The following is an 11,890-nucleotide window of genomic DNA, read 5'->3' as shown; positions in this document are numbered from 1 at the left end:
ATTCCTCAATTAAACGCAACATGAATGCCGCCACCATTTTCCAGTCCGCTACAGCGAAGGCACAAGCGGAACAAGGTCGTCCAGCTTGTTTTCGCCGTTCTTCAACTTGAGCGTGTCGCTAATGGCGCGCCAGGGCGAACCGTAACGCAGCGGTTCCACAGAACCGCCATCCGGCAAGTCCTTGCCTTCTTCGGGATAATAATAGTCCATCAGATAAGCGCCTTCGACAAGGTCGTTGAAAATGAAACTTCCATCGGCCTTGCAATGTTCCAAGTAATATTGGTTGGTCTCCGCAGAAAGCAAGCGCACAAGCGCCTTGGTCGTGGCGTTCGGAATCTTGCCCTGCAGCTTGGCAAGCTTGAGCTTGCTCACCGTCTCGAACTTCTGGAGCTTCTGGTACTTGAGTTCAATCACCGTGTCGCGCTTTCCGTTGCTGTCTGCGGCAGCAAGCGTCGTATCCATGTAGCCCATCAGCAGATTCACCGAAATGTCGGTCTGCCAAGGCGCAGTCTTTTCGACGGCAAAGCGCACCGGGTCAAGCTGCTTCACCTGCACCTGCGTTGTGTCCTTGTTGATCTGCACATAGAACGTCTGCGTAAGCGAATCGAGTTTTGGCTTGTTAAAGTACACCACCAGGGAATCGTCGGGGAATAAGACCTTCGCCTTCGAATTGGACTTCACGCCAGCCACCTTCGGCGAAAGCGTGTCGGACTCCATCTTTTTCCATTCCCATTCAGCTTCGTTGCGCAGCGTGTCGAGCGGACGGAAGGCGGAATCCCTCGCGGCAGCGCAGGTGAACTTGTAGAGCACATCGCCTTTCGGTGCCGGGTCAAAATAGAACTGCGGCTTATTGGATGTCGAGCCCAAATAGACAAGCTTCGGATAAAGTTTCTTGTTTTCAGGCGATGTCAAGTGACAGTTGGCCGTATCGGCAAAGGCGGAGTCAAAATACACGTTGCGGGTAAAGGTCGCCTCAAGCACATTGGCAAACGGTTGGGTCACCGATTCAAGTTCGAGCTTGGTCGTATCCATGTCGGCCACGGCAAGCCAGAGCGTATCCATCGTTTCAGGAGTTAAGGTCAGGTCCTTGATCCAAAGCCCTACCTGCTCTGTAGAAAGTTCGATCTTCTGGTTTCCATTTCCGTCAACAAAGGCAACCACACGGTACTGCCCCGCCTTTAGACCAGTGAGAGTAAAATGCCCCGCACTGTCGGCGCGCGTCACATACAGCGGCGGCTCCTTCAGCAGGAGCGGTTCCTTGCTGATTTCCTTGGTTGTCGTGTCGCGGTATTTTTCCAGGTAATGCCTGGAGCCTCGATCTTCGCCCAGCAAGAAAAGGCCGATACTCGGATATTCCTTCTTGCGCATCATCGCCTGATTCACGAGTACGCGGCCAGACACCGAGAGCGAATCGATAATGGATCCTGTCGAAAAAACGATCTGAAAGGGTTTCGCCAAAGCATTGCCATGCAAGTCCTTGATGCCCCCCGCAAAGGTCACCGTATAGGTCGTGCCCGTATCGAGTACCGCCCGCGAAGAAAGCACCAAGGTCTTTCCGCTCACTTCAAAGCGCAACTTCTTGTCGATCGGTGGAGAAATCGATACGGCTCCGCGCGGAATAGACGCATTGATCCACTCGTCGAATTCAAGCTTTACCATGAGCTCGTTCGGATGGTTCGTCGTGTTCGGCGCAGGGTAGACACCTGCCACGCGCGGCGGAAGCTTGTCCTCGGGGCCACCCCCTGGTGCCACCTGCGTTGCGCACGAAAGAAAGGCAAGTGACACCAGTGCCGTAACCAGCACCAGCGATGCCAAACGCATGCGCGAAGCCAAGCCTCTCTTTTCTCCCATTGAACGCATCAGTCAATCATCTGGATAATCTTGCCCAGGCGCCCCCAGCGAATGCGGAACGGAAGTCGCCACCAGGTAAACGGATTTTTAAGGGAGAACGCTTCGTCATCGTTTTCAAACGAGAAGTAAATGACAAAGGCCTTCGCGCGGATGTTCCTGAGCGAGACAAAGCCCCAGTAGCGGCTATCGGCAGAATTGTCGCGATTGTCGCCCATCATAAAGAACTGAGGCGTCTTGACCACATAGGTTTCGATCGGACGGCCTCCCAGAAGCAACCTGCGGCGAATTTCAAACTTAGACAATGCCTGCGCATCGAGCGTATCGCCCGCCATGCCTTCGACCGTAGAGCCGCCATCTTGCGGGGCGTCGACTTCAATTGTCTCCACCGTGCCGGCGCTATCTTCTTCGGCCTTGTTCAGAAGCGCCACGTTGCCTTCCAGGTCGCGCAGGAGCGAGCCTTCGAACGCCATGTAGCTGACCGGGCGCAAAAAACCTCCGCGAAGGTTCGGGTCTATCATCGGCAAGTAGCCAATGCGGGCAAGTTCCCTAAAGTAGGCAAACGACATCACGCCCGAAACCGTGTCTCCCTGAGTCAGACGCTGCTGAATCACGGTGCGGCTACGGCGGAACAATTCGTTGAGGGCTAAGCCGCGGTCGTTCTCGACAGGCACCTTGAAGTCTTCGAAATCGTAGTTGTTGACCTCGACGGAATCCTTCCACAGAGAAATTTCAAGTTCCACCGGTTCATCAGGATTTTCCTGAGCCACGAGCGAACGCAGCCACCACAGCTTTTCTAGCGGAAGGCTTGCCACATCGAAGGTGTCCCCGACCGAAGGCACCACGAAGGATTCGAGTTCATCCCGCGGAGAATAGGTACGCGCAGCGGCTGTATACTTGCCACGACCCGGCAAGGGGTCTTGTAGTTTCCCATTCACATAGAGACGCCCCTTATGAACGGCCACCGTATCACCGCTCACCGCCACGCAACGTTTAATGTAGTCCTTTGGGCCATCTGCGTAATGAATCAAGTGCGGCTGTCCATCGAGCGGCTGGTGGTCCCAGTAGAGGTTGCCGAACATGAGCGCATTGAACAAGTGCGTGTAGCGTTCTGGATTGCCATCGGGGTATTCAGGCTCACCCGGATAGCGGAAAATCACCACGTCACCCTTCGCAGGGTATGTATAACCGGGAAACTTCTGGTTGCTAAACGGAATCGGAGAACCATAGGTGAACTTGAGACCCAGCAGAAAGTCGCCCGTATGCAGCGTATCTTCCATCGACCCACTCGGAATCTGGAACGCCTGAATCACATACTGGATCACAATCAGCGCGAGCGCCACCGGGACAATGATTTCCCGAAGGAGCCCTTTCACAAACTTTTTCCACGAAAACGACCTGCTTTCCTTTTCCATACAAATCCGCAATTAAAGACAAGAAATTCAGCAGTAATTTAGAAAATTTGCCCTCATTCGTTGTCCATGGCCAAGCGAACCGGTGCCACACCAAACTTATACTTTACAGGCTTCTGATTTTTTTCACCAGCGAGCGGCTCACAACAAGCTGGGTCGCCGCCTTGTCGCGAAGCACCATAATCATTCGGCCGGCATCGCCCTTGCGGCATTCGGCAATGTAGTCGATTGCCACGATGTGCGAACGGTGAACACGCGTAAAGTGTCTCGGGTCCAGTTTCTTTTCGAGTTCCACCAGCGGAGTGTCTATCACATACTGGCCATTCACCGTATAGACCGTCGTATACTTTTCTTCGCTATGGAAGCGGATAACTTCGTCGAGGTTCACGAACACGATGCGGTCACCCACCTTGACCTGCAAACGTTGCAAATAGAGCGCGCTCATATCAACCAAGTTGCAAAGTTTTTCCCAGCTAAAGCCCGGCGGAACCGTCGTGTCGTCCACCTGTGGAATCTGCCGGCGCAGTTTTTCGATGGCAACGGCCAGGCGTTCGGGATCCACGGGTTTCAGCAAATAGTCGACCGTATTTTCGTCAAAAGCCTTGAGAGCAAAGTTGTCGTAGGCCGTCGTGAAAACCACAAGCGGCACATCATCAGCCGAAAGCGAATGGAGCACTTCGAAAGCGTCCATGTCGGGCATCTGAATATCCAGAAACACCACATCGGGGAGCATTTCATGAATCATCTTGACGGCCTGGGCACCGGAGCCCGCTTCGCCGAGAATTTCTATCTCAGAAGAATACGGTTCCAAAAGCGAGACCATCCGCTTGCGGGCAAGCGGTTCATCGTCAATGACAAGGGCGCTACACTGCATACTACTCCTTTGATGCTGCAACGGAATCAGCTGTTTCGGACTTTGAAGAATCCGGAATCGCCTTGAGCGTCGGCTGTTTCGCCTTAAAGATGTGAATCAAGTCGGCCGTCATTCCATCTTCGTCTTCATAGACAGTTCCGGCGGCAGTCAAATAAGTCAGGTTGCCAAACTTGGCTCGCTTGAAATTCCAATGCATTTTGTCTTCGGAAAGCGAGACCTTGATGGTACTGTCGGTCACTACATACGTTCCCTTGAGCGTATCGGTAGTCATCGTATCGCGCAGGATAACCTGCACTGCCTCGACGGTATTGTCTTCGCCAAGGGTCATGCGCACCATGCGGCTAGTGCAATCGTCGCAGGGGAGCCGCCCCGAATAGAGGCCATACACATCCTTCGGGATTTCAATCGGAGGAAGGTCCGGAAGGGGTTCGGACTTTTCTTCGGAACCACAGGCCACAAAAGAAACCGTGGCAAGAAGAGGCAAAGTCCACAATGCAATAAAAGAAAATACAGCGTTTGTTTTCGTCATATTTTCAATTTAGCAAAAAAGAAAAGGTTGTTCGTTTTAGGGGATCAGAAACGAGACAAAAGCGCTCTAAAAACCGACAGAATATACAATTCTAAATCCGAGCGTTTGACTTCGATATTCAGGGACCTTCTTTTCGCGTTCAGAAGAAGCGAGTGCGGGAGCCTTATCCGACCATCCTCCGCCACGGACGCACTTGTAGGTCCCTTCGGCAGGTCCCGTATAATTGTCCCTGGACTCCGTCGGGTACGCCCCAAACCAGTCGCCCACCCATTCGGCCACATTGCCTGCCATATCGTACAGACCACCTGCATTGGGCTCATAGCCCGCCACCGCAACCGGACCCGTATGTTGTGCGTAATACGCATACTTCGAAGCAACATCCGTATCCCAATAATAGGTCGTCGAAGTCCCTGCGCGGGCAGCAATTTCCCATTCCATTTCAGTCGGAAGGCGCACGGCGTCGGCATCATACTTTACAGACAAATTCTTTAGTATTTCACTTTTAGCATCAGGTTCATAAATGTAGGCCGTATCAAGTCCAGCCTTCTTGGACAACGCATTGCAAAAAAGAACCGCATCGTACCAGCTGACATTAAAGACGGGATAATTGTCACCAAGCGAATCTTCCTTCGCAATACTTCCCATTATCTCACGATACAGTCCCTGCGTCACTTCTGTTTTGCTTATGGAATAAGCCGACACCTTGTATTCCATGCTACCGCGAGTGAAGAGGCTTGCAGAGATATCGACCATATCGACATAATCCCGAAGGGATTTTGTCGAATCCTCTCCCGTTATTTCAGAAGTTCCTGTCGAATCCTTGCTATTCCCGCTGACATTGGATATTTCATCGGGCAGATAGGTGTGGGGCAGCTCTTCGGATTCCCCCGTTGCCGTACAGGCAGTCAATTGCAAAGCCAAAAAAACTACCGACGCAAAACCAATTTTTAAAAGATTCATTTTCACCCCCTATTTCACCACGCCCACGCGGTAGAGTTTCTGCTTGGTCTTGCCGCTTTCGAACTTCACCCTGAGTCGCGCGGTATAGACATCGGAACCCAGGTGCTTCAGGTCGAGATGCTCGAACTGGTTGCGGCCTTGCTTTACATCGGACATTTTCTGCTTGAACACGCAAAGACCCGTGATGTCGTAGAGTTCGAGCGTTGCGTTCTTTGCCGCAGCGCCAATTTCGAAGCGAGCCTTTGCCTCGCCGCCACGCACCGGATTCGGGAACATGAAAAATTCCGAAATTTCGTCCTTGGCAGAGACCTTCTTCACATCACTCAACTTGGATGCGTCAAAGAAGCCGGTGCGTTCGTTGCCACCCGCGGGAAGAGTCCACGCCGCATTCGACAAAGTCGCATCGGCAGAAGCCCTGCGCAGGCGAGATGCGGAAAGGCTATTGCGGTGCAGAGCGTAAAGTTCGGGACCCGCAGACTTCTTGTCAGACACGGCGTTTGCCACAAAGATGCTCATGGGCTGAATAATGTTTGTCGAGTCGATGTATTCAAAGCTGCCCGCCGCCATGGGGAACCCATCGGTCAGGAGCTTGCCCTTGCCGTTCACCGCATAGACAAGGCCATCGCTGCTCGGCACCAAAATTTCAGGAACATCATCACCGGTTACATCAACAATCACAGGGTCGCTGAAGAAGCCAAAGACGGGAGATCCGCGGGAAATTTTCACCGGGAAACCGGCAACAGGAAGCCCCGAACGGTCCAGGGCATACACCAGGTTGTCTCCCAGGAACACCACTTCGGGGTAGCCGTCATTGTTGATATCGCCGATGGCGATGCCGGAAGTTTCATCCTTCAGGCCACTTGTGCCTGCAGCACCGCGCTTGTAACTCTTGGTCCAGAGGGCTTTGAGAAAGTCCTTGCCCTCGTCAAAATTTATAGCCGCCACCGTCCCGCGACTGCCCACGGCAATGATTTCGCTTGCGCCGTCCCGGTCCATGTCGGTACAGGCAATGCGAAACCTTTCGCCGGACTTGCCGTCCAGTTTCTTGGACCCGCGAGAGGTAAACACAGAGCCGTCGTCAGACACGTAGGCAAACGAGTCGTTGCCGGTCTTGGACAATTTACCGCAATAGGCCATATCGGTATAGATTTTTGACGCAGACGAATTGGATTCACGAATGTTTACTGCCACTTTCTTTTCAAACTTGACTGCATCGTACGTCACCATGCCTTCGCGACTGGCAATCCAGATTTGTCCATCGCGAATCACGGGCCCTGCCGTCGCGGAATCCACCGGCATTTCATCTTGTATGGGGAGGCCGCCCACAAAGCGGGTCCTTACCAGTTTATTCCTGTGTAGGCTGTAAACATCCTTGCCATCGCTGGCCATGCCGACTAGCGGGCCAAAGCTTGCGCCCACGCGGTACAGCGGCACTTCGCGCTCGGCTTTGTCACGGGAAAGCGTCTTCTGCTTGACCACCGTATCTGCCGGGAACAGCGTATCGCCCAAGGCACTAAACACCTGCAGCGTTCCATCCATGGCACCCACTACCAGAAGCTTTTCACCTTCGTTTTCAGGGTCATCCACAAACACGGCGCCACGCACGGCAGAGGCAAGGCCAATGTTGCGCGGGAATTCGGCACCATCGATGCTTCCATCGTCAATGCTTATCGTCACGCTAATAGTCTGAGCGCCAAAGTTCACCACGCTATCGCCCATGAACGCATTCGCCGTCTTCTCTACGCGAGCCTTCTTCGGCACATTGACAGAAATCTTGATGCCAGTGTAGCCACCCTGCGTCGTCATGGTGTTCGCATAGCCCGTAGCACCGATTGTCTTTACCGTGTCGAACTTCTGTTTTGAATCCTTGGCGGGCTTGCGCAGGTGCGGCAACAAGTCCGTACCCGAGCCGTAATCGTAGGTATCTTCGCCAATCGCATTCTTGAACGTCTTGCCGATGCTCAAGATACCGTCGGCCTCGACCATCGCAATCCCGAACTGGTGGTCACGCAGGGTGTCGCCACCCCAGAAGTTCGCAACACCGTACTGTAAAGTTTCACGCAAGTACCAGTCGTTCACGCGCCACACCACAATGCCGCTCGCCGGAAGTCCCGCGTCAAAGCTGCTCATGTCCAGAATAATGCCACTAGCCTTCTTGTTGTTCTTCTTACACTTGCCATCAGTACACACGCTGTCTTCGAACACCAGGTTCAAGCTATCAATTGGAACCGTCTTGACAATCGTGTCGGAACTTTCGTCGGGGTCGCCAAGCGTCACGGATACTTCGCCATTCTTGTCCCAGCTGCGCTGGCGATTTTCAATCAGCAGGTATTCGCTCGCAGAAAGCGGCACCTTCACGATCTCGGAACCCTTACCCGTTCCCGCCGCGGCAATGTCTACTGTCACAGGCTTGCCTGCCACAGGGCGCACTTCCTTCACCTGCGTCCAGCCCATGTAAGCGCGTTCCCACGCCGCTGGTAGCGAAGGCAAAAAACCATTGCCCGCATTGTAGCCTGCAAAGTCCATCATGTCGTAATAACCCAGGCGGCTGATGCCCTTCACCACGTCGTGGGTGTTCGGGAGTCCAAGCTCACGGGCAATCTGGTTCACGATAATTCCGTTCACGCCCCAGTTCAGACCATCTTGCGAAGCGGTCTCGCTCGTGACCATGATTGAACGAAGCGTATCGACGGATGCGCCCTTCAAGACCAGGCCTTCCACGACCGACGAATCGTCGCTCACCTTGCGGACGACCGTACCTTCGAGCGTATCGGGCAGATACTGCCAATAGTCCTTTTCGATATACACATCCATAAAGTCGCCCGGCGTATCGGCACCGCGCGTCCCCATGCTGCCACCATCAACGAGTCGGCTCGCCCCCGCATGGATAATCATGTAGGCGCGTTTCACATTCGGATTTTTCGGAAGGGGCTCACTGAACGGAGAATCGTCCCCCTTGTGTGCAGCCATCACCGCATCGTAGACGAACTGCAGGTAGTCCCGGCTGCGGGCCTCGTCAAACTCGGCCGTCTTTTCGCCCTTCATCTTGCTTGTGCGGTTGTAGTCGATAATCTGCTTTTTCAGCTTGTAGGCGCTCGACGCTTCAGGGAAAATCTTCGACGTGATAACGACACTTCCGCCACTTGCCTTGTTGAAGTAGGCATTCGCAAATTCAAAGTGCTTTTTCCAGTAGGGCACGCTGTTCCGCTTGCCCACCGGATCCAGTTTGTAGTCGCCCTTCTTGTTCTTGTCCGAATCAAAAAGTCCCGTTCCCGTGGTCAAGCTGTTGTCGGGGGATTCTTCGGCAAACTGCACGCGGATCGCATACACCTGCAGGGTATCGACCGCTAAAGCCGGCACAAAAGAGAAAAGCCCAAAAACCAATGCAAAAAACTTAGCATTAAACTTCATACCCCTAATTTACAAAAGTCGAGACCGCAAAGTCGAACAAACCACAAAACACCCCCACATTATTTAATATATTTGCGCCAAGGGTTATGAGATACAAATTTTTCCAAGGCCATCATTTTATGCACAAAAACCTGAACTTGCTTGTTCCGGTGGTTCTTGCATTATCAGCAGGAATCCTTTTCACAGGATGTTCCGACGACGAACAGGACTTCTACACCCTGAATGTGGATCGTCCTAACGATATCAGCGAAGCAAAATTCAAGACTCTCAAGTGCAACAACGCGCTTGAAGGTGAATTTGTCTATGTCATCGAGACCGAACAGATTTTTGAGTGCGACAATAAGGAATGGGTCGAACTGTTCGTTTCGTCGTCTTCCGAAAAATCTTCGAGCAGTTCCTATTTAGACGATGACGAAGAAAGTTCTTCCAGCGAAGACCTAGACATCATCGCTCCCCCTTCGAGCAGCTCTTACTTCGACATCGACGAGGAGAGTTCCTCTAGCGAAGAAGAAATCGAGGAATCGTCATCTAGCAAAGAAGTGGTAGAAGAGAGTTCTTCAAGTGAAGAGGATGTCGAAGAAAGCTCTTCCAGCGAAATGCCCGCTTCCAGCGCCACGGGATACAACCTGATTTCTCCCGTCAAGCCCTGCCGCAATTCAGAAATCGACACCTGCCAATACGGCGTTCTCGAAGATGAACGCGACGGAAAAACTTACAAGACCATCGTCATTGGCGAACAGACCTGGATGGCGCAGAACCTGAATTACGACATAGAAGACAACCGACGACAATCCTGTTACGGTAACGAGCCTACATTATGTTTACGCTTCGGAAAACTCTACACTTGGCCTGGCGCCATGGATTACGACAAGAACCGTTGTCAGGATGCGGCGTACTGTTCCCTAGCAAGCACTCAGGGAATCTGCCCTGAGGGGTGGCATATTCCCTCTATAAAAGATTGGCAAATCCTTTGGGAGAACGTAGGATACAATTCTGCAAATATCACGATCGATTCTCTCTACAAATATAGAGTCATCAACGCTCTTATGACCGACTCATCCTATATCACATGGGACCGTTCCGGCAAAGGCGATTTCTTTGGATTCTCGGCAACGGAACATGGATATAAATCCGGCGGAGACCAAGGTTCCTTCTGGAGTCTCTATTCCTCACCTTCTTCCTACTGGACCTCGGGAGAAGAAAGCGTCTCCAAATCCTATGTGGCAAGCCTATACTCTGGCAGCGTTAGCTTTGACGAATACTCAAAAACCGGCCAATTTGCAGTCCGCTGCATAAAGAACCCCGAGGAGAACAACGATGAATAAGTCCAAAGCAGCATTTGCATTTTCCCTGTTGGTTCTTTGCGCCTGCAGCGATGATGACATCAACATTCACCTTGCCGAGATCCAATCGGCCAAAGAACTCCAAGTCATCGCTTGCAGCAGCGGCAACAGGGGCGACTACGTCTACGTAAAGGACGAAGACATCGAATACGAATGCGATGGCTACGAATGGATTGCCAAGGAAGATCCCTCCTCTGACAGTAAGGGCAAATCCTCTAGCGACTCCAAGTCCAAAGAATCCTCTTCGTCCGAAGGCTCGTCTTCCGATTCCGACAGCTACTCGTCTTCATACGAGACGCAGTACTCTTCCAGCAGCTACTACTATGAAGAAAGTTACAGTTCGTCTTCCAGGCCCACCCGCGACGACTTTTTGAATCCGGACATTTCTTATGGGGAATTTACCGACAGCCGCGACGGACAAACCTACAAGACCGTCGTCATCGGTTACCAGAAGTGGATGGCGCAGAATCTGAATTATGAAACAGATTCTTCCTTTTGCCACCACTGTGAAGACGTGGGCCGCTGCTACTCCTGGCACGACGCCTTGACCGCCTGCCCTGCGGGGTACCACCTGCCCGACTCAGCCGAGTTCAAGGAACTCCTGGAAATGTCCATGGGCAAGGCACTGGCAAAGTACTATCTGCTTTCAAATGCAGAATGGGGTTACGAAGACCTATACGGATTTTCACTGCCGACTGCCTACAGCTACTACGATGGAAAATTTGACGGAGCATCTGAATACGGCGTAGAACTCTGGGGAAGCGATTCGAGCACACACGACGACGGTACAACAGGACTTGCGCTCTATATCAGCAAGGACTCCGATTACGGATCAAGAATTAGCAAGGTATGGACAAGGTACGCATTCCCTGTCCGCTGCATCAACGACACCCTACAGCCGTACGGCTACCAGGGCGAATATGGCGAGTTTACCGACGAGCGAGACGGAAATATCTACAAGACCGTCGACATCGGGGATCAAACCTGGATGGCCGAAAATTTAAGGTATAACATGTGGAGTACTCCTAGAGAGGCCGATCCTAAAGTCGGTTTCTTTTACGAGCACTGGTATCAAGCCATTGATACCCTTGAAGCGACATGCCGGTCAGGTTACATTTGCGGCCTTCCGCCCGACGCTTTCCCAAGGCAAGGTATTTGCCCCAAAGGATGGCACCTTCCTACAAAAGAAGAATTCGAAACCCTACTCAGCTATGTTCGGGAAAACGGCACCGACTTCAACAAAGACCTGAGATCCATCAAGGAATGGCCCTATCGTCGTTACGGATCCGACATTTTCGGTTTTGGGGCAACCGCCACCCATCAAAGAAACATCGTAGGCAGCGACCAGAACAATGCCGCCTGCTACTGGAGCGCGTCAGAACGCGATGAAAGCCAAGCTTGGGCTCTGACGCTTTACCCAGACACTACGAAAATGGAGCTTCTGTCCAAAAAAGGCAACTATAAGATGTCCATCCGTTGTCTGATGGATAAATAGCGCAGCTCGCAAATATTC

At 52.4% G+C, this 11,890-nt stretch carries 8 protein-coding genes and 1 pseudogene; 3 read left to right on the top strand and 6 right to left on the bottom strand.

Going from position 1 to position 11,890, the window contains the following annotated elements; all coding sequences use genetic code 11:
* Nucleotides 1-48 precede the first annotated feature (48 nt).
* The 6 genes from ACKI61_RS13020 to ACKI61_RS12995 form a co-directional block, all read right to left on the bottom strand.
* Nucleotides 49-1,821 carry an Ig-like domain-containing domain gene (locus tag ACKI61_RS13020; protein ID WP_407458108.1) on the bottom strand — a complete coding sequence of 591 codons (1,773 nt, stop codon included), beginning with the start codon at nucleotides 1,819-1,821 and terminating at the stop codon, nucleotides 49-51.
* A gap of 38 nt (nucleotides 1,822-1,859) precedes the next feature.
* Nucleotides 1,860-3,224: a signal peptidase I gene (lepB, locus tag ACKI61_RS13015; RefSeq protein WP_407458107.1), complete on the bottom strand. Its 1,365-nt coding sequence runs from the start codon at nucleotides 3,222-3,224 to the stop codon at nucleotides 1,860-1,862.
* Nucleotides 3,225-3,366: 142 nt separating this feature from the next.
* The gene (locus ACKI61_RS13010) at nucleotides 3,367-4,134 is read right to left on the bottom strand and encodes a LytR/AlgR family response regulator transcription factor (protein ID WP_407458106.1); all 768 of its coding nucleotides are present in this window, start codon (nucleotides 4,132-4,134) and stop codon (nucleotides 3,367-3,369) included.
* A 1-nt stretch (nucleotide 4,135) separates the two neighbouring features.
* The gene (locus tag ACKI61_RS13005) at nucleotides 4,136-4,663 is read right to left on the bottom strand and encodes a copper resistance protein NlpE N-terminal domain-containing protein (RefSeq protein ID WP_407458105.1); all 528 of its coding nucleotides are present in this window, start codon (nucleotides 4,661-4,663) and stop codon (nucleotides 4,136-4,138) included.
* A 66-nt stretch (nucleotides 4,664-4,729) separates the two neighbouring features.
* Nucleotides 4,730-5,623 (bottom strand): formylglycine-generating enzyme family protein, encoded by an 894-nt coding sequence (locus ACKI61_RS13000; protein WP_407458104.1) that lies wholly within the window; start codon nucleotides 5,621-5,623, stop codon nucleotides 4,730-4,732.
* 9 nt (nucleotides 5,624-5,632) lie between these two features.
* The gene (locus tag ACKI61_RS12995; protein ID WP_407458103.1) at nucleotides 5,633-9,034 is read right to left on the bottom strand and encodes a hypothetical protein; all 3,402 of its coding nucleotides are present in this window, start codon (nucleotides 9,032-9,034) and stop codon (nucleotides 5,633-5,635) included.
* A gap of 86 nt (nucleotides 9,035-9,120) precedes the next feature.
* Here ACKI61_RS12995 and ACKI61_RS12990 point away from each other — a divergent pair, with 86 nt between their 5' ends.
* From ACKI61_RS12990 to ACKI61_RS12980, 3 genes and pseudogenes are all read left to right on the top strand, one after another.
* On the top strand, nucleotides 9,121-10,359 hold the full coding sequence (locus ACKI61_RS12990) for an FISUMP domain-containing protein (protein WP_407458102.1): 1,239 nt from the start codon (nucleotides 9,121-9,123) through the stop codon (nucleotides 10,357-10,359).
* Nucleotides 10,352-11,206 (top strand): annotated as a pseudogene (locus tag ACKI61_RS12985) (FISUMP domain-containing protein); the annotation flags it as partial. The gene ACKI61_RS12990 and the pseudogene ACKI61_RS12985, both read left to right, overlap by 8 nt.
* A gap of 51 nt (nucleotides 11,207-11,257) precedes the next feature.
* Nucleotides 11,258-11,872: an FISUMP domain-containing protein gene (locus ACKI61_RS12980; protein ID WP_407458130.1), complete on the top strand. Its 615-nt coding sequence runs from the start codon at nucleotides 11,258-11,260 to the stop codon at nucleotides 11,870-11,872.
* Nucleotides 11,873-11,890 lie beyond the last annotated feature (18 nt).

The organism is Fibrobacter sp. (assembly GCF_045601785.1).
Lineage (GTDB): Bacteria > Fibrobacterota > Fibrobacteria > Fibrobacterales > Fibrobacteraceae > Fibrobacter.
Note: the sequence above shows the minus strand (reverse complement) of the source record. Positions and strands in the feature narration are given on the sequence as shown.

Bases quoted from the DNA above. Each gene is read 5' to 3' on its own strand.
- ACKI61_RS13020 (WP_407458108.1), bottom strand. From the start codon at position 1,821: ATGCGTTTGGCATCGCTGGTGCTGGTTACGGCACTGGTGTCACTTGCC.
- ACKI61_RS12990 (WP_407458102.1), top strand. From the start codon at position 9,121: ATGAGATACAAATTTTTCCAAGGCCATCATTTTATGCACAAAAACCTG.
- ACKI61_RS13000 (WP_407458104.1), bottom strand. From the start codon at position 5,623: ATGAATCTTTTAAAAATTGGTTTTGCGTCGGTAGTTTTTTTGGCTTTG.
- ACKI61_RS13010 (WP_407458106.1), bottom strand. From the start codon at position 4,134: ATGCAGTGTAGCGCCCTTGTCATTGACGATGAACCGCTTGCCCGCAAG.
- ACKI61_RS13005 (WP_407458105.1), bottom strand. From the start codon at position 4,663: ATGACGAAAACAAACGCTGTATTTTCTTTTATTGCATTGTGGACTTTG.
- ACKI61_RS12995 (WP_407458103.1), bottom strand. From the start codon at position 9,034: ATGAAGTTTAATGCTAAGTTTTTTGCATTGGTTTTTGGGCTTTTCTCT.